Source organism: Clostridium liquoris (assembly GCF_002995785.1).
GTDB lineage: Bacteria > Bacillota > Clostridia > Clostridiales > Clostridiaceae > Clostridium_AO > Clostridium_AO liquoris.
Genome location: NZ_PVXO01000073.1, coordinates 128,910 through 154,566, shown reverse-complemented (window position 1 = coordinate 154,566; position 25,657 = coordinate 128,910). Strand labels below are relative to the sequence as shown.

Here is a 25,657-nt window from a genome sequence, read left to right as displayed (position 1 = left end):
TATAGTAATATCAACTTACATTATAATGGATTTTTTATGTATGTGGGAGATACTTTTTGTATCTCCTTTTAATTTTTTAAGCAGTAATTATTACTACTTTTGCCTACTAAAATTATACTCTAAGTCATTCCTATACAATTGTTTTGCAGCATTATATTAGAAATGGTAGGGAAAGATTTATTTCCATTTTAACAAAATATAAATTATAATAATCTAAGCGTAATAATTTTTAGTTAAAGGAGAGTATTTAATGTTTCAGTCAAAACGTGATAAATTATTTAATGGAATAGAATTAATTTCTGTAAAAAAAGACACCCAGATTTTTTCTATTCATATAGGCATAAAAGTAGGCTCATTATATGAAAAAAGCTCAGAAAGAGGTATTTCCCACTTTATAGAACATATGTTATTTAAAGGAACAAATAATAGGGATAATGAAAGATTAAATAATGAATTAGAAGCTCTTGGGGGGGAATACAATGCATATACAGATCATAATTGTACTGTTTTTAGTATAACAGCATTGATAGATGAATTGGAAAATTCCATTGAGCTTTTAAGTGATATGATGAAGAACTCTATATTTCCTAAAGATGAAATGAAAAAGGAAAAAGGAGTGATTTTATCAGAAATAAGGACAAGCAAAGACGATATAGAAGACTATAGCTTTAATAGAATAAATGAAATAGGTTTTAAGAATGGTCCATTAAAGTATGATATCTTGGGAACAGAGGAACATGTTAATTCTTTTTCTAGAGAACTACTACTGGATTTTTATCATAGATATTATGTACCAAATAATTGCTATATTTCTATAGTATCTCCTTATGAGCATGATTATATATTAGAAATTATAAATAAATACTTTGAAGATTGGACACCTAGGAATTTTATAAAAAATACTGTAGTAGAAGAAAATAATATTCCAGGAATATTTACTTCATATAAAAGTGACATAGAGCAAAGTACTATATTATATTTATTTACTTTCCACAACCTGGATAAGCATGGAGAACTAGCATTAAAAATATTAAATTATAAATTTGGAGATAGTGCTAACTCCATACTTTTCAGAAAGCTTAGAGAAGAAAAAGGATTAGCTTATGATGTATATACAAGTATAGATACCACTAATTATGTTAAATCCTTATATATATATACTGCTGTAGGAAAAGAAAATGTAGAGGAAACAATTAAAATGATAAATAGCTGTATAGAAGATATTAAAAAGGAAAACATTGTATTTGATGATAGTAGTATAAATCTAATGAAAAAGGTTTTAAAAACAGCTGTAGCTTTTACCTTAGAAGATGGCACGGATTTAAGTAATTACATTCTTCATCAAATGATAGATGGAGAAAATATATATGCTTTTATTGAGGACATGAAAAAGATTGATGATATAAAGAAAGAGGATATATATGATGTAGGAAGAAAGGTATTAAATAATCCAACAATTCATATTTTAAAAAATCAATAATAATTTAAATTTTTTAGGAGGAGTATTTTGGATAAGCATCTAGATAAAATCGATAGTTTAAATAATAGAATAAGCAAAATAGAGTTACAAAAGAAAAATAAAAATAGAGTTAATATATATGTTGATGATGAATTTTTATTTGCCTGTAGTGCAGAGATTATTTATAGGTATGGTTTGAAACCCGGTGAAAGCATAGATATTTCTTTCATTAAAGAAATAATAGAACAGGATAATTATATTAAATGTAAAAATGACGCATTAAAATTATTGGAAAAAAGTTATAAAACAGAAAAGCAAGTTTATGATAAACTATTTGGTAAAGGTTATGAGAATAAAACTATAGAAAAAGTTGTAATTTTCCTAAAAGACTACAATTTTATAAATGATTCAAAATATGCTGATATGTATATAAAGGAGAGGATTGGGGTAGAAGGCAGAAACAAGATAAGGTGCTCATTACTACAAAAGGGTATAGATAAAAGTATAATAAGTGAAAGATTAGAAAATATGGATTCAAATACAGAAGCGGAAGCTCTTGTAAAAATAGCAGAAAATAAATATAATCAATTAGTAAAAAGAGAAAATGACAAAAGAAAGTTATATAAAAAGTTAGGGGATTTTCTTATAAGAAAAGGATATAGCTTTGAAGATGTTAAACACGTAGTAGATAAGTTTATCAATAATGATTAATTATTATTTTTGGTTGAAGGGGTGATTTTATGCCTGATATTAATCCTATAACAGCGGTGATATTTTTAGCCATTATTTGTCCTTTAATAAAAGGATTTTTATTTAAATTTTCTTCTAATGATTTAAAAATTGACATAGAAGACCTTAACAAAACTACTTCTTTTATTGCTGCTCTTTTTTTAGGAACATATTGGGGTAAAAAATTATTTTTTCAACATGACAGTGGAATATATAAAACAATATATGAATCTATTCCAGCAAATATAATACAATATATAGAGGACAAACCTTTTGTTATATATTTGATATTAATGCCATTATTTATGCTTCTAATATATAAGGTTATTGCTGTGATATTAAATATTATAAGCAATATAACTTTATATCCATTTTTGGATCATATAGAGAAGTACTTAAAGAGAAAAAGTAATATATTTAGAAGTGCTGTAGGGGCATTATTTCAATTTCCAAAAGCTATAGGATATGTGTTATTCATAACTTTTTCCTTAAATATTGTATCCATTTTCTATACAAATGAAGCATTTAATAGGTATTTAGAAAGTTCTGAAGCATATAACTATATATGTAAAAAGGTAGTTATTCCAGTTACAAACTCAAAGTTAGCTAGAAAATTACCTGATATAATTAATAATTCCTTTAAAATAGTAGTAAAGGAAAATAGTTATTCTAAAGATACTTTAGATAAAAATACAAAGGGTAAAACTATAGTATATTATAATGGAGTTACACTAAATGAAGGGGTACGATCCAATAAGCAAATTGATAGTTTTGCTAGAGACTTAGTGGAAAATCAGTCTACAGAAGAAGAAAAAGCTAAAGTATTGTATAATTGGATAGGAAACAATATCTCCTACGATCATGATAAGGCTTATAAAGTATTAAACAATGAATTTGATGTGAAATCCGGTGCTATACCAACTTTTCAAAGTAAAAAAGGTATTTGTTTTGATTACTCTTGTTTATATGTAGCAATGTGTAGAGCAAATGGAATAAAAGTAAGGCTAATAACAGGTCAGGGATTTAATGGCGTTAGTTGGGTAAGTCATGCCTGGAATCAAGTTTATATACCAGAAGAAAATAAATGGATTAATGTAGATACTACTTTTTATAAAGGCGGGAATTATTTCAACAGCAAAAGATTTGACTTAGACCATAAGAATTCAAATATTGCTGGAGAATGGTAATTATTTTACCTGTATAATAGGGGGATGGATAGAGTTGAATAGGCAATATAAACAAGGCAAATTTAAAAAGACCATGGGTTTATTTATATGGTTTTTAGTTCTTTTTTCTATAGGTTTTTTAGCTGGAAGCCATGCAGGGAAAAAGAATAGTGTAGTAGTTAGTGCAGTTAAGAATAATGAAGATATTAAAAATCATTCGCAAAAGAATAACAACATTGTAGAGAAGACAAATGAAAGCAAAGTAGAAAATAATATACCTAAAAGTGAAGAAAAGTTGCAGCCAGTATTAGATCCATATAAACCTGATGGCAAAAAAATTGTATATTTAACTTTTGATGATGGGCCATCTGCAAATGTAACCCCTGAAATATTAGATATATTAAAAACATATAATGTAAAAGCTACATTTTTTTTAATAGGGAAAATGGCAAATCAGAATAGCGCATTAGTGAAAAGAGAAAATAAAGAGGGACATTCAGTATGTATTCATACCTATAGTCACGATTATAACCAGATATATTCTAGTACAGAAAGTTTCTTAAATGATATAAGAAAATGTGATAATGTAATAAAATCCATATTGGGAGAAAACTATGACAATAAGTTGATAAGATTTCCAGGAGGGTCTTTTGGGAATAGGATGAATCCATTTAAAGAAGCAGTGAAGGAATCAGAATATAGATATATTGATTGGAATGCTCTTAATGGCGATGCAGAGGCAAATTGTGTACCAGCAGATAGACTCCTTTCAAGGCTTGAGGAAACTGCTGCAGGACAAGAACATCTAGTAATTTTAATGCACGATGCACCAGCAAAAGAAACAACTGCACAAGCATTGCCATCAATTATAGAATACTTAAAAAGTCAAGGATATGAATTTAGACCCTTATATTAAAATATAAAAATAAGTTTGTGAAGATACTTTTTCTTCACAAACTTATTTTTTCTTATAACTGTTTATTATTAAATTAATTGCTCTTTCACAATCCTTATCTTCATTATCTAGGGACCAAGCAGTGTTAAAATATATTAAAGCCTTTTTATTATCTTTCATCATAGTATAACAATATCCTAAATTAAAAAAATACTTACTTTCTCTTTTTAAGGATATGGCGGATTTTAATAATGAAATTGCTTCATTGTATTCTTTTAATTTTATAAAGCAAACTGCTGAATTATACAAAGAAGCAGCTTCATTTTCCTTTGCATCAATGGCTTTCTGGTATAGTGATATTGCTTTTTTATAGTCTTTTAAATTATAGTAATCATTAGCTTTTTGAAAATAATTCATCTTAAATCCTCCCTTAGTATCTTTCTAAAAGATATAGACCTTAATAAAATATATTTATCTTAATTAAATAATATTCCATTAGAAATAATAACCAGATTTTTATTTATTATACACTTAAAAAAATTGACCACAATTTTTTTAAGAGTTAATCCTAAATTTTTTTTCTATAATGGCTACTACTTCATACATTAAATAAGCTAGAATTGAAAGGATTATTATACTCATCATAACCATATCTAATTGGGAGATTTGCCCGCCAAATATTATTAAGAAGCCTAATCCATCTTTTGCTACAAGGAATTCCCCCATTATTACACCTACCCAAGACAAGCCTACATTTATTTTAAGAGCAGATATTAAAGTAGGTATTGATGCAGGAACTATAAGATGAATTAATATTTGAAATTTTGATGCACCAAAGGTTTTTAACAGTTTTATCTTATCTTCATCCACCTCATTAAAACCATTTAAAACGCTTATAGTTGTCACAACCACTGAAATTAATAGAGCTACTATTATAATAGCTTTTTGACCATTTCCAACCCAGAAGATTATTATTGGAGCTAAAGCTACTTTAGGAAGGGCATTCAATACTACTAAATAAGGGTCTAAAACCTTGCATAGAAAATCCGACCACCATAATAATACGGCTACTAAGGCACCTAAAACAGTTCCTAAAATAAATCCTACTATTGTTTCAAAACAGGTAATGCCAATATGGCGAAATAAAGTTCCTTCGTTATATATTTTAACAAGGCTTTTCCACATTCTTGAAGGTGTACTAGTCAAGAAAGGATCTATCCATTTTAAGTCACCAGCTATTTCCCAAAGGAGAAAAAATAATATAAGTATCAGTATCCTAGTAATAATAATTTTTCTTTTTTTGGTTTCTATGCTTTTAATATATATATCATGTTCTTTTTGAAAGTCTACCATATTAAGAATTCAACTCCTTCCACAATTCATTAAAATACCCTCTAAATTCAGGAGCTTCTCTACGTTTTAGTGGAGAGACACTATCTAATTCAAAATTAATATTGAGTTCTTTTTTTATTTTTGCAGGTCTATTGGAAAGTACTAAAATTCTATCAGACATAGAAATAGCCTCTGATAAGTCATGGGTAACCATTATAACGGTTTTGTTTTCTTTTTTTAATATTTTGTAAATATCGTCACTAACATTAAGTCTTGTTTGGTAGTCTAATGCAGAAAATGGCTCATCTAACAGTAGAACTTCTGGATTTAATGCTAAGGTTCTAATAAGGGCTACTCTTTGCCTCATTCCACCAGATAATTCATTGGGATAATGATCTTTAAAATCCCAAAGGCTATAATCTTTTAGTAAATTAATAATTCTATCTTTTTTTTCTATATCCAACTTGTGTTGAATTTTTAGTCCAAGCATTATATTATCCCAAACAGTTAACCATTCAAATAAATGATCCCTTTGAAACATGTATCCAATTTTAGGTGATACACCATTGATTAACTCGCTATCTATATATACTTCACCAGATGAAGGCTTTAAAAGTCCAACAATAATATTAAGGATAGTAGATTTACCACAGCCTGAAGGCCCTACAATACTTAAAAATTCACTATCATTAACAGAGAAAGATATGTTATTCAGTGCACTAGTTGAGCTTTTTAATGAATGATAATTCATGTAGACTTCTTTAATTTCTACTTTTCCCATAATAATTCACTCCTATATTAAGTTATAAAACTAATGAAATCATAATTTAGTATATGTGAGTGGACAAGATAATGTTAAATAATAAGGTTAAATTAATAATATTAATTATTTGAAAACTTATATGAATTACATTTGTAAGCCATGGTTGCGTGTGCTATAATTGGGATATATTTTAAGGGGTTATAAAATAAGGGTATATATAAACCATTAATTTCAAGCAATTATTTTAGAAATAGGGGTGATTAATATGGAATTTACAATTAAAAGAATTATAGCAATAGATGAAGGAGCAGAAAGATTTAGAGAGAACAAAAAAGAGGAAATAGAGAAAAAAAGAGAAGAATTACAAAACGAAATACAAGCTATGACTAGAGAAGAAGAAACTGATATAAAAAATATTGAAAAGGAAACTAAGCAAAAGACTATAGTAGAAGCAGAAAAGCAGGTAGAGAGTATAAAAAGTCAAAAGGAGGAACAGGTTAATTTATTATATGAAAAATTTAAAAATGCAAAAGATAAAATAATACAAGAAACTATTTCTGATATTTTGAGTTCTCCTAAGGAGGAATAGGAAATGGGTAGTATAGCAAAGTATGCTGCTGTAAATACAAAAATAAAGGCACTAGAAGGAAAGTTCTTAAGTAGTGATCAATATAATAAAATCATAGAAACTAAGGATTACAGTGAGGCTGTTAATTATTTAAAAGAAGAAACGCCATATTATGATGTCTTAAAGGAATACGATATAGAGGATATTCATAGGATACAACTTGAGCATATATTGAAGGAAAACTATATTAAAAATTTTTATAAATTAAGTCATTATTTTAGTGGAAATTATAAAAAATTATTCAGTATATTGTTTATAAGATTTGAAGTAGAGGATTTAAAAAATATTTTTAGAGCTAAATATTTAGGAAAAAGCAAAGAGGAATTAGAATCTTTGATCACATATAGAAGCCCACTAAGCAATGTAGATTATGATAAGTTAATTGAAGCCAAAGATGTGTATGAAGTAGGAGAATATCTTAAGGATACAAAATATTATAAATACTTGGGTCATATTATAGAAGGGATAAAAGAAGAAGGGCTATTTAGAATAGAAACTGCACTAGATTTTATCCATTTTAATTCTATAAAAAAATTTATAAATAACCTTAATAATGAAGATAAAGAATTAATGAATAAGTTTTTAGGTGTATATAATGATCTGTTAAATATTCAATGGATATTTAGAGGAAAAAAATATTACACAATGAGTCCTGAGGAATTACTAAATTATACTGTCTACAATGGGTATAAATTAAATATAAATTCATTAAAGGAGCTTTGCTATTCAAAGGATATGGAGGAGTTTTCTAAATTGGTAAGTAAGACTAGCTATAGTGAGGTATTTGAAGATGGTAAAAAAGATGAATACTTAATTCAAAGGGATATTCACAATTACTTAAAGAAAATGTATCTTCAATATCAGAAAAAAAATGAGAACAATATATCCGTAGCTATAGCATATTTAGAATTGGCATTGTTAGAAATAACAGATATAGTATCTATAATAGAGAGCAAAAGATACAGCATAAGCAGTGAAGAGACTTTAAAATATGTGACCACTATTAATTAGGGGGTGATTTTGTGTCAATTGAAAAGATGACTATGGTGAATGTAGTAGGGTCTATGGATATTTTAGAAGATGTAGCTGAATATGTAGTCCTATCTAATTCCCTTCATCCTGTAAATGCAATTGATGAAATAGGCAGAAGTGATTTTAATTTATCTGTTACTGAAAATAATTTAGATGCATTGATTGATTTTAATCATGTAAGACCATATGTTAATAAAACAGATTATTCACAAATTAAGATGAAGATAAAAAAACTAGATGAAATAATTGAAAAAGATGATGAAAAAGTACGTGACGATGAGCTAATATTAGACTCCAGCAAATTAGAAGAAAAGTTAGATTTTATTATTAAAAAATTTGAAAAGGCTAATAAAGATTTATCTTTTTATAGGACTAAAAAGGAGAAACTAGAAGAATATAAAGAAAATATTAGCTATATTAAGGATATAGATTTAACTATAGAAGACTTAAAAAACTTAAAAAATTTTTATATAAGGGTATTTAGATTGCCCAAAAGTAATTATTTAAAGATTAAATCAAACTATGAAAATATACCTGCTATCATTATAAGTGATTATAAGGATAGAGAATTTCAAGTAGCTGTAGTGTTTGCCCCTAAAATAATGGAAGGTGAAATTGAAAAATTATTTAAGTCATTAAATGCCAAGAAATTAATTTTACCCATAGATTATACTGGTACACCTAAAGATATATCAGAAGGAATAGATAATGAACTAATAAATGTTAATGCAGATATAAAGGATTCAGAAAAGGTACTTGAAGATATATACACTCAATACAAAAGGGATATAGCCATAATTAGGAGAAGCTTTCAGCTAAAACAGAAAAGCTTGCATTTAAAAGAGTATGTTGCGCATACTAGGGAATTCTTCTATTTATGTGGATGGGTAGCAGAAAGCATGATGGATAGATTCAAAGAAAAAATGAGTTATTTTGATTCTAAAATAGTTATTATAGAAAGATCCCCAGACAGAGTACATGATGATATAGAACCACCAACAAAATTAAAAAATAACCCCGCAGTAAAGCCTTTTGAGAGTATGGTATATATGTATGGAGTACCTAGTTATACTGAAACAGATCCTACATGTTTTTTTGCAATAAGTTATATGATAATGTTTGGATTAATGTTTGGAGATGTTGGACAAGGCTTAGTCTTTCTATTGGCTGGTCTTTATCTAAAATACAAAAAGAATAATTACAATTTCGGAGGCATTTTAGCTAGGCTTGGAATAAGTTCCACCATTTTTGGATTCTTATATGGAAGTGTATTTGGATTTGAAGATGTAATAGATCCGTTATTGATAAGACCTATGGAAAATATAAAAGAAATGCTGATTTTTGCAATAATCCTTGGATGTGGTTTTTTAATTATAGGATTTATATATAGCCTTATTAATAATGCTAAAAAAGGTGATTTGGAAAATGGATTGTTTGGTAAAAATGGATTGGTTGGTTTGGTATTCTATATATCATTATTAGTATTTGCATATACAAAAATTAATAATGTTAAAAGTTTAAATACAAATACATGGGTAATCTTATTTGTAGTGCTTTTAGCACTTATGGTATTTAAACAGCCTATAGCTAATATTATTTTGAAAAAAAGGCCCTTATATAATGAAGACAAAAGTGATTATTATATAGAGGGTGGTTTTGGTGTTATTGAAACTTTATTAAGTATGTTTTCAAATACTATATCATTTATAAGAGTTGGTGCATTTGCACTAAACCATGTTGGGTTATTTATAGCTTTTGCATCCATGGCTCAAATGATAAACAACGGCTTTGGAAGTGCATTTATGTATGTGCTTGGCAATATTATTATAATTGGATTGGAAGGGTTAATTGTATTCATACAAGGCCTGAGGTTAGAGTATTATGAATTGTTTAGTAAGTACTATGAAGGTTCAGGATTTGAGTTTAACCCTATAGGATTTGAAAAATAAATAAAATAATAATTAATAAATTTGGAGGTAATATTATGATTTACATGTTAGTAGCAGCCTTTATAATAGTAATAGGGACAATAACTTATGGTTTTGTAGAAGGATTTAAAGAGGATATGTCAGGAAAGTCAAAACTAAAAAAGGCTTTAAGAATAAATTTAGGAGTATTTGTACCAATAATAAGTGCAGCAATAATATTTATGATACCTAACATTGTACATGCAGCAGGAGAGGCATCAGTAGGAACAGCAGTAGGACTTGGATATATAGCAGCAGCCCTTTGCACAGGACTTGCAACTATAGGAGCTGGATATGCAGTTGGTTCAGTAGGTTCCTCAGCCTTAGGTGCTGTATCAGAAGATCCAAAAATATTAGGTAAAACATTAATATATGTTGGGCTTGCCGAAGGTATAGCAATTTATGGCTTGATTATTTCAATTATGATTTTAGCAAAACTTTAAATTGAAGGTGTACAACCCTGCTAAATGAGGTGATGTGATTATGAAAACATATTTAATAAGTGATAATATAGATACCCTTGTAGGATTGAGAATGGCTGGTATACAAGGAACTGTGGTTCATACCAGGGAGGAAGTTTTAAAGATTATGGATGACTTATCTAAGGATAAGAATATAGGTATTATTGTTATAACTGAAAAAATAGAGTCACTTGTAAAAGAGGAAGTGAAGACAATAAAATTATCTAAATATCTTCCATTGATAATAGAAATTCCTGATAGATATGGCAGTTCAAAAGAAGCAGACTGGATTGTTGGTTATATAAGAGAAGCTATTGGATTGAAGATTTGAGGTGATAAATATGGTTACTATAGATGATAAATTAAAACTTTTCTCTAAAATAGTTTTTGATAAAATAGATGAAGAGATAAAAGGAGATTTAAAAGCTTTTGAAAAAGAAAAAGAAGAAATATTAAAAAAGGAAAAAGAAAAAATAGACAAAGATAAGAAAAAAACAATAAATGTTATAGAAAAAAGATCTGAAATAAAAGCCAAAGAGATTGTATCAAAAGCCCAAGTACAAAGTCAAAAGGAAATATTAAACCTAAAGGAAAAAATGATAAATGATCTGTTAGAGGAACTAAAGAGTAAACTTAAAGAGTATTCTCAAACAGAAGAATATAAATCATATTTATATAAGGGAATAGATTCAGCTGTAAAAAAATATAATGAAAGAGAATTTATAATTTATTTATCCAAAAATGATTATGATAGATATAAAGATGAACTGATAAATAGATTAAATGATAGTGTGCAGATAAAAGAAAGTAAAGATGATATTATAGGAGGTTTTATTCTTCAAGATAAAGATATGAAGTTTAGAGTAGATAATACTTTACTTAGCAATATTTATCATGAGAGAGAGAAGATAGGAATAATGGTAACAGAAGCTCTTAAATAAGGGGGTGTAGTCTTGGAGAAGATCGGAATTATTATAGGAGTAAATGGCCCTGTAATTAAAGGAACAGGGATGGCAAATTTTAAAATGAGAGAAATGGTAATGGTAGGTGAGAAAAAGCTTATCGGAGAAATAATTATATTAGAAGGAGATATAGCCACTATACAGGTTTATGAAGAAACTTCTGGACTAAGAGTAGGAGAAAAAATATTTTCCACGGAAATGCCACTATCTGTGAAATTGGGACCAGGTATAATAGGAAATATATTTGATGGTATAGAAAGACCACTTAAAAAGATAAATGAAATAAATTATGGATTTATTCAAGAGGGTATTGGATTAATAAACATAGATAGTGACAAGAAGTGGGATATAGAAGTAGTAGCCCAAAAAGGCGATAAGCTAAAAGGTGGAGATATTTACGCTAAGATTCAAGAAACACCACTTATTACTCATAAGTTAATGGTTCCACCTAATATAAAAGGCGAAGTTATTTGGGTAAATGAAAGTGGTAAATATAATATAGAGGAAAATATAGTTAAAATTAAAGATGAACAAAATGTATATGAACTGAAATCATATCAAATGTGGCCAGTTAGAAAGCCAAGACCTATTAAAGGGAGAAAGAGTTTAAACATACCTCTTATTACAGGACAGAGAATTTTGGACAGCTTTTTCCCAATTGCCAAAGGAGGAACTGTTGCTATACCAGGAGGATTTGGCACGGGGAAGACTATGACTCAGCACCAATTAGCCAAGTGGTCAGATGCAGACATAATAATATATATAGGCTGTGGTGAAAGAGGAAATGAGATGACAGAGGTATTAGAGGATTTTCCTAAGTTAATTGACCCAAAGACTAATACATCACTTATGAATAGAACTGTGCTAATAGCTAATACATCTAATATGCCTGTTGCAGCTAGGGAAGCAAGCATATATACAGGTATAACTATAGCAGAATATTTTAGAGATATGGGATATCATGTAGCAATAATGGCAGACTCCACATCTAGATGGGCAGAAGCTTTAAGAGAGATTTCTGGAAGACTTGAGGAGATGCCGGCAGAAGAGGGGTATCCAGCATATCTGCCTTCTAGAATAGCTGAATTTTATGAAAGAGCAGGTTATACGGAAAACTTAAATGGTACGGATGGTTCTGTAACAGTTATAGGTGCAGTATCTCCAGCAGGAGGAGACTTTTCAGAACCTGTAACATTAAATACTAAAAGATTTGTAAGTGCATTTTTAAGTTTGGATAGAAAGCTTGCTTATTCAAGACACTATCCTGCTATTAACTGGCTTACAAGTTACAGCGGATATGTTCCCACATTAAAAAATTGGTATGAGGATAATATAGCACCAGACATGATGGCTTTAAGGGGAAAAATGCTTAGAATATTATTTGAGGAGAATAAACTTCAAGAAATAGTAAAATTAGTTGGAGAAGATGTATTACCTGATGATCAAAGATTAATTTTGGAAGTGGCAAAAATATTAAAAGTAGGATTTTTACAACAAAATGCATATCATAAAGTCGATACCTATGTTCCCATGGAAAAGCAATATAAGATGTTAAAAGCTATAGAATTGTTATATGACGAAGCATCTTCTTGTGTAAAGATGGGAGCTCCAATCTCTCAAATTAAGAATAAGGAAATATTTGATGGTTTATACAAAATGAAATACAATATTCCTAATGATGATTTTAGTGGTATAGATAAATTAGAAGAAAAAATAAAAAGTTTTTATGAAGAACTTATGATGAAATATAAGCAACAGTAAGGAGGGATTTGAAAGTTGGAGAAGCAATATTTAGTTTTAGATAAGGTTCAAGGTCCTTTAATTGTATTATCTGATGTAGAGGGAATATCCTATGATGAAATTGTTGATATAGAAGTAGACGGAAAAGAGAAAAGAAAAGGTAAAGTAGTTCAACTATACAAGGATAAAGCAATAATACAAGTTTTTGAGTCTACAACAGGCATATCCACTCGTAATGTTGTTGTATCTTTTAAAGGAAAACCACTTGAGATTAGCCTTTCTACAGACATTTTAGGAAGAGAGTTTAATGGTGTAGGAGAGCCTATAGATGGAGGAGGAGAGATATACAGCTCAAAAAAATACAACGTAAATGGTATGCCAATGAACCCAGTAGCACGTAAATATCCAAGGGACTTTATACAAACAGGAATATCTTCTATTGATTGTTTTACAACTTTAATAAGAGGACAAAAGCTTCCTATATTCTCGGGAAATGGTATGCCTCATAATGAATTAGCTGCTCAAATAGTAAAACAAGCAAAGATAAGCGAAAATAGTAATGAAAAATTTGCAGTGGTATTTGCTGCTATGGGAATAAAGCATGATGATGCAGATTTCTTTAGAAAAAGCTTTGAAGAAGCAGGTGTATTAGAAAGAGTTGTAATGTATACAAATTTAGCTGATGACCCTATAGTAGAAAGAATAATAGCACCAAGATGTGCCTTAACAGCGGCAGAATATTTAGCATTTGAGGAAGGAATGCATATTTTGGTTATTATGACGGATATGACAAACTATTGTGAAGCATTAAGAGAAATTTCATCATCAAGGGAAGAGGTTCCTAGTAGAAAAGGATATCCAGGATATTTATATTCAGATTTAGCATCATTATATGAAAGAGCAGGAATGATGAATGGGAAAAGTGGTTCTATAACTCAGATACCTATTTTAACAATGCCAAATGATGATATAACTCATCCAATACCAGATTTAACTGGATATATAACAGAAGGGCAAATAGTTTTAAGTAGATCCATACATGGAAGAAATATATATCCTCCAGTAAATATATTGCCTTCTCTTTCTAGATTGATGAAGGATGGAATAGGTGAAGGATTTACTAGAGAGGATCATGCAGAAGTTGCAAATCAAATATTTTCCAGCTATTCTCATGTACAAGATGTAATAGCTTTAGCACAGGTAATAGGAGAGGATGAATTATCACCAGCAGATAAAACATATATGAAATTTGGAAAAGAATTTGAAAATAAATTTTTAAATCAAGGATTCTATGAAAATAGAGATATAGATGAAACTTTGGATCTAGCATGGGATATGTTAAGTATTTTAGATAAATCAGAACTAGATAGAATAAGCCCAGATTTATTGGATAAGTACTATAGGAGTGATGTTTAATGGAAAATATAGCTCCAACTAAAGCCAATTTGATTAGTGCAGAAAGTTCTTTGGATTTTTCAGAAAAAGGCTTTGAATTATTGGATAAAAAAAGAAATGTACTTATTAGAGAAATAATGTCATATGTAGAGATGTCAAAAAAATTAGGAGAAGAAATAAATGTAACTTTTAATGAAGCCTATGAAGCATTAAAAAATGCTAATATAACCATGGGAATACAAGTTGTAGATCAAATAGCACTGACTATACCTGAAGCAAAGGATTATAATATAATTTTCAAATCTGTTATGGGGGTAGAAGTTCCACATATTCAATTTGAAAAACAGGATATAAACCATAACTATAGTTTTTATAAAACTAATACAGCTATGGACATTGCCTATGAAAAATTTAATAAAGTTAGATATTTAATATATGAACTAGCAGAAGTTGAAAATGCAGTATATATATTATCAATGGAAGTTAAAAAAACTCAGAAAAGGGCTAATGCACTTCAAAACATACAGATTCCAAGGTTTAAAGAATTAATTAAAAATATTGACGAAGTACTAGAAGAAAAGGAAAGAGAAGATTTCTTTAGACTTAAAGTTGTTAAGAAGAAAAAGCATAGATAACTGGCTTAAATATGATAAATTAGCCATTTATGTCTATTGATTTAAAGTAATTAAAAGTATATAATAGCCATATATTTTAAATATATGGCTATTTTTTTAAATATTTGGTTATTTTTTAGTTATATAAAGGTATAAAATTTTATTATTATTGTAAGGGTGATAGCATTATGGAAAAAGTATTACATTTAGGACTAGACATAGGATCAACTACAATAAAGATTGTAGCCTTAGATTGCAATGATAAAATAATTTATAGTAAGTATCAAAGGCACTTTTCAGATATAAAAAGTACCATTGTTGATGTAGTAAATGAAGCTTATGCAGTTATTAATGATAGAAATATTAATGTTATGGTAACTGGATCTGGCGGCCTTTCTGTATCTAAGTGGCTTGACATACCATTTATACAAGAAGTTATAGCGTGCACAAATACTATAGAAAGGTTTATACCTAGTACTGATGTAGCTATAGAATTAGGTGGAGAAGATGCTAAAATTACATTTTTTAGAGGCGGAATAGATCAAAGAATGAATGGTACATGTGCAGGTGGAACTGGAGCATTTATTGATCAAATGGCTGCATTGCTGCAAACTGATGCAGCAGGATTAAATGATTTAGCAAAGAATTACAAAGTTATACATCCCATTGCAGCTAGATGTGGTGTGTTTGCAAAAACGGATATTCAGCCTTTATTAAATGAAGGTGCAGCAAGAGAGGATATAGCAGCCTCTATTTTTCAAGCAGTAGTAAATCAGACCATCAGTGGGTTAGCTTGCGGTAAGATTATAAAAGGAAATGTAGCTTTCCTTGGAGGACCATTATATTTTTTATCAGAATTAAGGAATAGATTTATAGAGACTTTAAAATTAAAAGAAGATGAAATTATATTTCCGCAGAATTCACAATTATTTGTTGCCATTGGAGCGGCTTTAGCTGCCAAAGGAAATAAGACTATAAGTTTTAAAGAGTTAAAAGATAGATTAGAAAATATGAAAAATTGTACTAACGAAAATGTAAAAATCTTAGAACCTTTATTCCCTACCAAGGAGGATTTGACTGATTTTAGGAAAAAACATAATAATAGTACAGTAACTAGAGGAGAACTATCCAATTTTAAGGGACAGTGTTTTTTGGGAATAGATGCAGGGTCTACCACTACAAAAGCTGCATTGATAGATAAGGAGGGAAGGCTTTTATACTCTTATTATGGTAGCAATGAAGGAAACCCATTAAAGTCAACCATCAATATTTTAAAAGAATTATATAGTATAATGCCTAAGGAAGCTAAAATAGTAAATTCAGCAGTAACAGGCTATGGAGAGGCTCTTATAAAAGCTGCATTATCCGTAGATTTAGGTGAAGTTGAAACTATAGCACATTATAAGGCAGCGGAATTTTTCCTGCCAGGAGTAGACTTTATTTTAGATATAGGCGGGCAGGATATGAAGTGTTTAAAAATAAAAGATGGCGTTATAGATAGCATTATGCTAAATGAGGCTTGCTCATCTGGATGTGGATCTTTTATTGAAACTTTTGCTAATTCACTAAATATGAAGGTACAGGATTTTGCTGAATGTGCATTATTAGCAAAAAACCCTGTAGATTTAGGATCAAGATGTACTGTATTTATGAATTCTAAGGTTAAACAAGCGCAAAAGGAAGGAGCCTCAGTAGGGGATATTTCTGCCGGATTATCTTATTCTGTAATAAAGAATGCACTATTCAAAGTAATTAAAATAAGAAATCCTAAGGAACTTGGCAAAAAAATAATAGTTCAAGGCGGAACATTCTATAATGATGCAGTGCTTAGAGCATTTGAGATTGTATCAGAAAGGGAAGTAGTAAGACCAGATATTGCAGGGCTAATGGGAGCATTTGGAGCAGCATTGATTGCAAAGGAAAGATATTGTGAAGGGTATATTAGCACATTAGTTAATTTAGATAGACTAAAAGATTTTAATACTTCTGTTCATATGAGAAGATGCGGCAAGTGTGCTAACAACTGCCTATTAACTATAAATAAATTTGGTAATGGTAAAGAATTTATATCAGGAAACAGATGTGAGAGAGGAATAGGAAAAGAAGAGGATAACAAGGATATCCCTAATCTTTATAAATACAAATATAATAGACTATTTAACTATATACCTTTGAGTAAACAAGAAGCTACAAGAGGAACAGTAGGTATTCCAAGGGTACTTAATATTTATGAAAATTATCCATTTTGGTTTACCATGTTTACAAATTTAAAGTTCAGGGTACAGTTATCTCCTAGATCTTCCAAAAAGTTATATGAGTTAGGTATAGAAACTATTCCATCAGAGTCTGCTTGTTATCCTGCAAAATTGGTACATGGACATATTGCCAGCTTAGTAAACAGTGGAGTAGATTTTATATTTTATCCATGTATTCCACATGAGCAAAAGGAAATAAAGGAAGCAAATAATCATTTTAATTGCCCAATGGTTACTTCTTATCCAGAAGTAATAAAGAATAATATGGATGTACTTAAAGAAAAAAATATAAGATTTATGGATCCTTTTTTGCCAATTGATGATAAAAAGCGACTGATAAAAAGACTCTATGAAGAGTTTCATGACTTTGGCATATCAAAAGACGAGATAAGCAAAGCAGTAGATAAAGCATATGAAGAAGATAGAAAATTTAAAGATGATATTAGGAAAAAGGGTGAAGAAGTTCTCCAGTATTTAAAATCTACCGGCAAAAAAGGCATAGTTCTTGCAGGGAGACCTTATCATGTTGACCCAGAGATAAATCATGGCATACCTGAGGTAATAACTTCTTTTGGTATAGCTGTACTTACTGAGGATTCAGTATGTCATTTAGATAAAGTTGAAAGACCATTAAGAGTTGTAGACCAGTGGATGTATCACTCAAGACTTTATGCAGCAGCCACCTTTGTAGCTAAAAAGAAAGATTTAGAACTTATACAGTTAAATTCTTTTGGGTGTGGATTGGATGCTGTTACTACTGATCAGGTTCAAGAGATATTAAATTCTTATGGGAAAATATATACTGTATTAAAAATTGATGAAGGAAGTAATTTAGGTGCAATAAAGATTAGAATAAGATCCTTAATGGCAGCTATGGCAGAAAGGAAAAAGAATAATTTTAAACCTGAAAAACGAATATCAGCACAGAAAAGAATAATTTTTACTAAAGATATGAGGAAAACTTATACTATATTGTGTCCTCAGATGGCTCCTATACATTTTGAATTAGTGCAAGAGGCTTTTAAAGTATCTGGTTATAAATTAGAGGTATTGCCTTCTGTGGATAAAAAGGCTATAGATCAAGGATTAAAGTATGTTAATAATGATGCTTGCTATCCTTCTATAATTGTAGTAGGTCAAATAATTGAAGCATTGAAATCTGGTAAATATGATTTAAATAGTACCTCAGTTATTATCTCACAAACTGGAGGTGGCTGCAGAGCTACTAATTATATAGGATTTTTGAGGAAGGCATTGAAAGAGGCTGGTTTTTCAAACATACCTGTAATATCTGCCAATGTAATCGGAATTGAAAAAAATCCAGGCTTTAAAATATCATTAGGTCTTATAAATAAAGGACTAATGGCTGTAGTATATGGAGACTTGTTAATGAGGGTATTATATAGAGTAAGACCTTATGAGAAAATCCATGGATCTGCTAATCTGCTATTTGAAAGATGGATGGAAAAATGCAAGATTAATGTAAGGAATGGAAGCAGAAAAGAATTCAAAGAAAATATATTTAATATTGTAAAAGATTTTGATGGTTTAGAAGTAGACAATGTTATTAAGCCTAAAGTAGGCGTAGTAGGAGAAATACTAGTAAAATTCCACCCAACGGCCAATAATAATATAGTCCATGTGCTTGAGGAGGAAGGGGCAGAAGCTATAGTACCGGATTTATTAGACTTTTTCATGTATTGTGCTTATGATGCAAATTATAAATATGAAAAATTATCTGGCAGTAAGATAAATATGGTAATAAGTAATGGTGCTATAAAGGCTATGGAGTTTTATAGAAGAGAAATGAAAGAGTGTTTAAATAATAGTAATAGATTTACCCCTCCAAAAGAAATTGAAAAGTTAGCAGAATCAGCTTCACCTATAGTTTCTATAGGCAATCAGACTGGTGAAGGTTGGTTTTTAACTGCTGAAATGATTGAACTTATAGAAGGGGGAGTAAAAAACATAATTTGTATGCAGCCTTTTGCTTGTTTACCTAATCATGTTACGGGAAAAGGTATGATTAAAGAATTAAAGAGAGTTTATCCAGGAACTAATATTGCAGCTATAGATTATGATCCAGGGGCTAGTGAAGTAAATCAGTTAAATAGGATAAAGTTAATGCTATCTGTAGCTTATAAAAATTTACAATATGAAAGTGAAAATAAAAAATATGATCAGGGAGAGGAAGGTGAGGATAAAAAATATAATAATGGAAAAGAAAGTGAACATGTGGTTGGCTAGTTAGATGGCAGCTATAAGATAAATTATTAAAAAAATGCTTTTCTGAATTTTTTCAGAAAAGCATTTTTTTAAAATAGCTATAATTTTTTATTTAAAGAAGTTAACAAAAGTTGTAATTATAATTGCATTAGTAAAGTCAATTAAGAATGCACCAACTATAGGCAATACGAAGAATGCTCTTGGGGCAGCTCCATATCTTTCTGTAACAGCTGTCATATTAGCGATTCCATTAGGAGTAGCTCCCATACCGAAACCACAGTGACCGGCAGCCATAACAGCAGCATCGAAGTCTTTTCCTACCAAGTTAAATGTAACAAATGTTGCGTATAATGCCATAAGTATAGTTTGAGCAATTAATATTATAAGCATTGGACCCGCAACAGCAGCAAGTTCCCATAATTTTAATCCAACTAAAGCCATTGAAAGGAATACATTAAGCCCAATGTTACCAAGTATGTCTGTACATTTTTGATTAATGTGCCATTTACCAGTAGATTCACCAACGTTTAATATAATAGCAGCTACAATCATTGAGTTAACGTATGATGGCAATGTTATATGTATGCTTATAAAGAATTTTTCAAGTACTGCACCAATACCAATAGATATTAATACAATAGCTAAAGTTTTGAAAAGTTCTTCATAGTTTACAACTTCATTTGTTGCTTCAGCAGCAGCAGCAGCAGTTTCCTGTTTAGGTGCAACTGATTTTAATCCTTTTTTTTCGATTAATCTTTTACCAACTGGTCCACCGATTATTGAACCCATAACAAGTCCAAAGGTTGCAGCAGCCATTGCTGTTGCAGTAGCACCTACAACGCCATAATCTTTTTCAAATAATGGACCAAAGGCTCCACCAGTACCATGTCCACCTGTCATTGTTATAGAACCACAAAGTAATCCTAGGAATGGACTTTGATTAAGTGCTTTAGCTAAAATAACTCCTAGAGCATCCTGGAATATACATAATACTGAAGCGCATAACCAGAAAATAACAACTTGTAATCCACCTTTTTTTACAAGTTCTATACTTGCTCCCATACCTATTGTTGTAAAGAATACCATCATAAATGGTTTTTGCAATGTAGTATCAAGATCTAAATTTAAAAGCCCGTTTTGTCTTAGTATAAGGTTTACAATAGAAAAAATAAGTCCTCCTACAACTGGCGCTGGAATACAAAATTTTTCAAGTAGTTGCCATTTTGTCTTTACCCAAGCACCAAAGTAGTAAATTACTACTGCTACAGCTGTAGTTTGCATCATGTCCAATTTGATGTTCATATTAAAAAACCGCCTTTCTATCATTTTTTTATTATTTAAAGTTTTAATATTGGTTTAGTCAATTAATCCATTATAGATAATGGATTAATTGACTAAGCTACAACATGTACAATATTAGCATAAATTTTTTTTAAATTCAATATTTTTTTTAAAAACTTGTCAAAGTACATGAAAAAAGTGTAATAAAAAGGTAGAATTTTATAGAAAAATAGAGGAATATAATAAAAAATGAATAATAGATAAAGCTAAGAAAATCAATTGATTAACTTATATTTAAAGTATCTTAATTATGAAAAATTAAAATATACAAAAAATAAATAAAAAAAAGACTGTGAATTTCTCCACAGTCTTTTTTATTTATTTTTAAACCAACATATTTGAGAAAACCGTGATTATAATTGCATTGATAAAATCAATTAAGAATGCACCAACTATAGGTAGTACGAAGAATGCTCTTGGAGCAGGTCCGTATCTTTCAACAACTGATCTCATGTTAGCCATAGCATTTGGAGTAGCTCCCATACCAAAGCCACAGTGTCCAGCAGCCATAACAGCAGCATCATAATCTCTACCTACTACATTGAATGTTACAAAGTAAGCATATATAGCCATCAATACAGTTTGTGCAAGAAGTATTATAAGCATTGGACCTGCAACTGCAGCAAGTTCCCAAAGTCTTAAATCTATTAAAGCCATGGATAAGTATATGTTAAGTCCTATTGAACCCAATATTTCAGTACATTTTTGATTAACATGCCATTTACCACTAGATTCCCCAACATTTAATATAATAGCAGCTATAATCATTGAATTTACGTAAGATGGTAATTTAAAATGTATACTATTGAAGAATCCTTCAAGTACAGCACCAAGACCTATTGATATTAGTATTATAGTTAAAGTTCTGAATAATTCTGGATAATCTACTGCTTCATTTGTAGCTTCTTCTTTAATTGCAGCAGATTCATAAGCAGATGCATTTGACTTTAAATCTTTCTTTTCAATAAGTTTCTTGCCAATAGGTCCACCAAGTAATGAACCCGCAACAAGACCAAAAGTAGCAGCTGCCATTGCTAGAGTTGTGGCACTAGCTACGCCATAATCTTTTTCGAATGACGGTCCAAAGGCTCCAGCAGTACCATGTCCACCTGTCATTGTTACAGAACCACAAATTAATCCTAAGAATGGGGTTTGGTTAAGTGCTTTAGCTAAGACAACTCCTAGAGCGTCCTGGAATATACATAATACGGAAGCACATAACCAGAAAATAATAACTTGTAGTCCACCTTTTTTAATAATCTCTATACTAGCAGTCATACCTATTGTTGTAAAGAATACCATCATAAATGGTTTTTGCAGTGTTGTATCAAGGGTTAATTTTAATAGACCACTTTCTCTTAAAATAAGATTTAAAATTGCGAAGGTAAGTCCACCTACAACTGGTGCAGGTATACAGAATTTGTTAAGTACTGACCATTTTGTTTTTAGCCAAGCGCCGAAGTAATAAATTACTACAGCTAGGGCGGCAGTCTGCATCATGTCCAATTTAATTTCCATAATAAATCCACCTTTCAATATAAAATTTGGTATATAAGGAAACGTTTTCTCATATAAGATTATTATACTCAATTCATCAAGAAAAAGCAATGCGAAAATTTAAAAAAGTGAATATTGTTTTGAAAAACTTTCATTTTCTCGCGTAAAGTTAAACAATATTAAAATAATTCCTAAATAATTCATATTTCGCTATTGAATTAAATTCAATTTGCAGAAAAAAGGCGTAAAAAAATGCTATATGTATTTAGCATATAGCATTTTATAAAATTTATTATCAGAAATATTGGTTTATATTTTAATTTATATTAATGGAATATATTTGCGAAAGTTGTGATTATAATTGCGTTAGTAAAGTCAATTAAGAAAGCACCAACTATAGGTAATACGAAGAATGCTCTTGGAGCAGGTCCAAATTTTTCAACAACTGATCTCATGTTAGCCATAGCATTTGGAGTAGCTCCCATACCGAAACCACAGTGACCAGCAGCTATAACAGCAGCATCAAAGTCTCTTCCTACTACGTTAAATGTTACATAAAGTGCAAAAATCCACATTAATACAGTTTGAGAAGCTAGTATAACAAGCATTGGACCAGCTAAAGCTGCAAGCTGCCAAAGTTGTAAACTAATTAAGGCCATTGAAAGGAATACATTAAGTCCTATAGTTCCTAAGATTTCAGTACACTTCTGGTTAATATGCCATTTACCAGTAGATTCTCCAACGTTTAATATAATAGCAGCGATGATCATTGAGTTAACATAGGATGGTAATGTAATACCTAAGTTCTTAAAGAAACCTTCAAGTACAGCACCTACACCAATTGCTATTAACAATAATGCAAGACTCTTAAATATTTCTTCATAGTTAATTAATTCATGTTTAGTTGCTTCAGTTTCTTCAGCAGATGTATAAAGTTCTGGGTGAGGTTTTAAGTTTTTCTTTTCAATTAATCGTTTACCAAGAGGTCCACCTATTAAAGAACCAAATACTAAACCATAAGTAGCTGCTGCCATAGCTGCAGTCATTGCGCCTTGTAATCCCATTTTCTCAAACACTGGAGCAAAAGCAGCACCAGTACCATGTCCACCTGTCATTGTTACAGAACCACAGATAAGTCCAAGTAATGGGTTAACATTTAAAGCTTTAGATAAGATTACGCCTAAACCATCTTGAAGTATACATAGCACAGAAGCACATATCCAGAAAATAATAACTTGTAATCCACCTTTTTTAACAAGTTCTATACTAGCTGTAAATCCTATAGATGTAAAGAATACCATCATAAATGGTTTTTGTAATGTAGTATCAAGAGTAAATTGTAAAATTCCCATTTCTTTTAAAACAAGATTTAAAATTGCGAAGATAAGTCCTCCTACAACCGGTGCAGGTATACAGAATTTTTCAAGCACTGACCACTTTGTTTTTAGCCAAGCACCAAAGTAGTAGATAACCACTGCCATAGCTGTAGTTTGCATCATGTCGAATTTAATTTCCATAATAAGTCCACCTTTCGATACAAATTTTGTATTAAAAACGTTTTAATATAACGTTCCCTTAATACAAGCTTATTATACAAAAATGTTTTATAAAAATCAATGTAAAAATTAAAAAAAATGAAAGTTTTTTTAAAAAAAATTCATTTTTCACATAAAATTAAATAATATTAAAATAATCCTCAAATGATTTTTTGTTTTGGAATAGGGTCATATTTATGTAATAATGTGGGATATATAAACAATCTATTTCTTAAGTAATTAAATGAAACAAAGGGTATATTTAGTGTATTTAATTCTTTAGTAAACCCGCATATACCAATATGTTTCCGTAATTTAACAATTGGCATTTTTTATTTAATAATTAATATTTATGAACTATAATTGAATAAAAAATAAATATTAAATGATATAAAAAACTATAGAAAAATTAACATCAATTGATGTATATTGGATGCGTGGCTTTAAGTGAATTAACATTCATAAATGCAATTTATAAATATACATCTTGCATTATTGGGGGGTTAAAGGAATATATGGAATAAAGTGCCATACATATTAAACGTATGGCATTTTACAAAGTGAACTTATTATTGAAAAATAAAATGGTTAATGTTATATGGATTTTATTTGGATTTTTCTATAACTTTATTGGCTATAGTATTATTAACAATTTTATCAAAGCTCGGCTTTTCAGGAATTAAGTCAGATTTATATGATTGTATTATGTCCATTAATCTATCTAAATTTTTTTCTTCTAAAACAGGGCTTTCTGCATAGGCATGTATATCTTTATAATTTTTGATTACTGAAGTTATAACATCCTCATCAGTTCCTGGAAAGAAGGAAATTATCTCTTTAGCTATGTCTTTATCACTATTATTTAATACCCATTGTTGTCCTTTATAAATAGCTTTTGTGAAATTTTCAATAACATTAGGTTTCGTATCAATGTAAGATTTAGTAGCAAAGAAACAGGTATAAGGTATAACGCCGGCAGATTTACCTATAGAAGCCACTATCTTTCCAGAATTGTCTTTCTCTAGCATTGTAGCTGTAGGCTCAAATAATGCAACATAGTCACCTGTACCAGCTTTAAAAGCTCCAGCGGTGGCTGTAAAAGCAAGATTAGTAATTAATGTTACATCTTTATTTGGATCCAATCCTTTATCCTTTAATACATACTCAAGAGCCATTTCGGGAACCCCTCCAGGTCTTCCTCCTATAATAGTTTTGCCTTTAAGATTTTCCCATTTAAAGTTTTCTTCAGCTTTTCTTCCTACTAAAAATGAACCATCTTTTTCAGTTAATTGTGCAAATATAACGGGATAGTCTTCCCTTTTTTGATTATAAATGTAGATAACTTGCTCCGGTCCGCAAAATCCAATGTCAGCGCTCCCGCTTAATACTTGCTGCATGGTTTTATCTGCTCCTTGTCCCGTAGTTAAGTCTATATCTATGCCATATTCTTTAAAGAAGCCCTTGTTTATAGCTACATACATAGGGGCATAGAATACAGAACGTACCACTTCGTTAAGTCTTACTTTTTCCATGGCTTTTTCTTCAGTTTTTTTGCATGAACAAAATATAGTAGAAGTAAGTAATAATGTAACCAATAGTGATACAATCTTTACATTTTTCTTTCTCATATTAACCTCCAAAAAATTTTTCTAATGTATAA

Annotated in this window: 21 protein-coding genes; 14 read left to right on the top strand and 7 right to left on the bottom strand. The window is 29.9% G+C overall.

Annotated elements, in window-relative coordinates:
* Positions 1 to 250 precede the first annotated feature (250 nt).
* Genes CLLI_RS14170 through CLLI_RS14155 form a run of 4 tightly spaced genes read left to right on the top strand, consistent with a single transcriptional unit; the run spans position 251 to position 4,270 of the window.
* Positions 251 to 1,480, top strand: a complete 1,230-nt coding sequence (locus CLLI_RS14170) for a M16 family metallopeptidase (protein WP_106064841.1) — start codon at positions 251 to 253, stop codon at positions 1,478 to 1,480.
* 27 nt (positions 1,481 to 1,507) lie between these two features.
* A complete protein-coding gene (gene recX / locus CLLI_RS14165) occupies positions 1,508 to 2,170 on the top strand; it encodes a recombination regulator RecX (RefSeq protein ID WP_242975615.1) in 663 nt (220 codons plus the stop codon).
* 29 nt (positions 2,171 to 2,199) lie between these two features.
* Positions 2,200 to 3,375 carry a transglutaminase-like domain-containing protein gene (locus CLLI_RS14160; RefSeq protein WP_106064840.1) on the top strand — a complete coding sequence of 392 codons (1,176 nt, stop codon included), beginning with the start codon at positions 2,200 to 2,202 and terminating at the stop codon, positions 3,373 to 3,375.
* Between the two features lie 34 nt (positions 3,376 to 3,409).
* Positions 3,410 to 4,270, top strand: a complete 861-nt coding sequence (locus tag CLLI_RS14155) for a polysaccharide deacetylase family protein (protein WP_106064839.1) — start codon at positions 3,410 to 3,412, stop codon at positions 4,268 to 4,270.
* A gap of 42 nt (positions 4,271 to 4,312) precedes the next feature.
* On the opposite strand, the gene CLLI_RS14150 is transcribed toward CLLI_RS14155, so the two are convergent.
* The 3 genes from CLLI_RS14150 to CLLI_RS14140 all read right to left on the bottom strand — a co-directional run bounded on the left by CLLI_RS14150 (position 4,313) and on the right by CLLI_RS14140 (position 6,362).
* Entirely contained in the window at positions 4,313 to 4,666 is a 354-nt protein-coding gene (locus tag CLLI_RS14150) for a tetratricopeptide repeat protein (protein ID WP_106064838.1), read from the bottom strand.
* Positions 4,667 to 4,804: 138 nt separating this feature from the next.
* Entirely contained in the window at positions 4,805 to 5,602 is a 798-nt protein-coding gene (locus CLLI_RS14145) for an ABC transporter permease (RefSeq protein ID WP_106064837.1), read from the bottom strand.
* 1 nt (position 5,603) lies between these two features.
* The gene (locus CLLI_RS14140) at positions 5,604 to 6,362 is read right to left on the bottom strand and encodes an ABC transporter ATP-binding protein (protein WP_106064836.1); all 759 of its coding nucleotides are present in this window, start codon (positions 6,360 to 6,362) and stop codon (positions 5,604 to 5,606) included.
* Positions 6,363 to 6,609: 247 nt separating this feature from the next.
* Between CLLI_RS14140 and CLLI_RS14135 the strand changes: the two genes are divergently transcribed.
* The 10 genes from CLLI_RS14135 to CLLI_RS14090 all read left to right on the top strand — a co-directional run bounded on the left by CLLI_RS14135 (position 6,610) and on the right by CLLI_RS14090 (position 19,645).
* Positions 6,610 to 6,933, top strand: a complete 324-nt coding sequence (locus CLLI_RS14135) for a hypothetical protein (protein ID WP_106064835.1) — start codon at positions 6,610 to 6,612, stop codon at positions 6,931 to 6,933.
* 3 nt (positions 6,934 to 6,936) lie between these two features.
* Positions 6,937 to 7,983 (top strand): V-type ATPase subunit, encoded by a 1,047-nt coding sequence (locus CLLI_RS14130; RefSeq protein WP_106064834.1) that lies wholly within the window; start codon positions 6,937 to 6,939, stop codon positions 7,981 to 7,983.
* 11 nt (positions 7,984 to 7,994) lie between these two features.
* Positions 7,995 to 9,953, top strand: coding sequence for a V-type ATP synthase subunit I (locus tag CLLI_RS14125; protein ID WP_106064833.1), 1,959 nt, complete (start codon positions 7,995 to 7,997; stop codon positions 9,951 to 9,953).
* Positions 9,954 to 9,988: 35 nt separating this feature from the next.
* Positions 9,989 to 10,414 carry an ATP synthase subunit C gene (locus CLLI_RS14120; RefSeq protein ID WP_106064832.1) on the top strand — a complete coding sequence of 142 codons (426 nt, stop codon included), beginning with the start codon at positions 9,989 to 9,991 and terminating at the stop codon, positions 10,412 to 10,414.
* Between the two features lie 40 nt (positions 10,415 to 10,454).
* Complete coding sequence (locus CLLI_RS14115) at positions 10,455 to 10,763, top strand: V-type ATP synthase subunit F (protein ID WP_106064831.1); 309 nt, start codon at positions 10,455 to 10,457, stop codon at positions 10,761 to 10,763.
* Positions 10,764 to 10,773: 10 nt separating this feature from the next.
* Positions 10,774 to 11,373 carry a V-type ATP synthase subunit E gene (locus CLLI_RS14110; protein ID WP_106064830.1) on the top strand — a complete coding sequence of 200 codons (600 nt, stop codon included), beginning with the start codon at positions 10,774 to 10,776 and terminating at the stop codon, positions 11,371 to 11,373.
* A 12-nt stretch (positions 11,374 to 11,385) separates the two neighbouring features.
* A complete protein-coding gene (locus tag CLLI_RS14105) occupies positions 11,386 to 13,155 on the top strand; it encodes a V-type ATP synthase subunit A (RefSeq protein WP_106064829.1) in 1,770 nt (589 codons plus the stop codon).
* Positions 13,156 to 13,170: 15 nt separating this feature from the next.
* Complete coding sequence (locus CLLI_RS14100; protein ID WP_106064828.1) at positions 13,171 to 14,550, top strand: V-type ATP synthase subunit B; 1,380 nt, start codon at positions 13,171 to 13,173, stop codon at positions 14,548 to 14,550.
* Positions 14,550 to 15,164: a V-type ATP synthase subunit D gene (locus tag CLLI_RS14095; protein ID WP_106064827.1), complete on the top strand. Its 615-nt coding sequence runs from the start codon at positions 14,550 to 14,552 to the stop codon at positions 15,162 to 15,164. The genes CLLI_RS14100 and CLLI_RS14095 overlap by 1 nt, the downstream gene beginning before the upstream one ends.
* Before the next feature lie 167 nt (positions 15,165 to 15,331).
* On the top strand, positions 15,332 to 19,645 hold the full coding sequence (locus CLLI_RS14090) for a 2-hydroxyacyl-CoA dehydratase (RefSeq protein ID WP_106064826.1): 4,314 nt from the start codon (positions 15,332 to 15,334) through the stop codon (positions 19,643 to 19,645).
* 87 nt (positions 19,646 to 19,732) lie between these two features.
* Here the strand turns inward: CLLI_RS14090 and gltS (CLLI_RS14085) are convergent, their stop codons facing one another.
* The 4 genes from gltS (CLLI_RS14085) to CLLI_RS14070 all read right to left on the bottom strand — a co-directional run bounded on the left by gltS (CLLI_RS14085) (position 19,733) and on the right by CLLI_RS14070 (position 25,625).
* Positions 19,733 to 20,926: a sodium/glutamate symporter gene (gene gltS / locus CLLI_RS14085; protein WP_106064825.1), complete on the bottom strand. Its 1,194-nt coding sequence runs from the start codon at positions 20,924 to 20,926 to the stop codon at positions 19,733 to 19,735.
* 363 nt (positions 20,927 to 21,289) lie between these two features.
* On the bottom strand, positions 21,290 to 22,483 hold the full coding sequence (gene gltS, locus CLLI_RS14080; RefSeq protein ID WP_106064824.1) for a sodium/glutamate symporter: 1,194 nt from the start codon (positions 22,481 to 22,483) through the stop codon (positions 21,290 to 21,292).
* A 305-nt stretch (positions 22,484 to 22,788) separates the two neighbouring features.
* A complete protein-coding gene (gene gltS / locus CLLI_RS14075; protein WP_106064823.1) occupies positions 22,789 to 23,979 on the bottom strand; it encodes a sodium/glutamate symporter in 1,191 nt (396 codons plus the stop codon).
* A gap of 623 nt (positions 23,980 to 24,602) precedes the next feature.
* Positions 24,603 to 25,625: an ABC transporter substrate-binding protein gene (locus CLLI_RS14070; RefSeq protein WP_106064822.1), complete on the bottom strand. Its 1,023-nt coding sequence runs from the start codon at positions 25,623 to 25,625 to the stop codon at positions 24,603 to 24,605.
* Between the last annotated feature and the right edge of the window lie 32 nt (positions 25,626 to 25,657).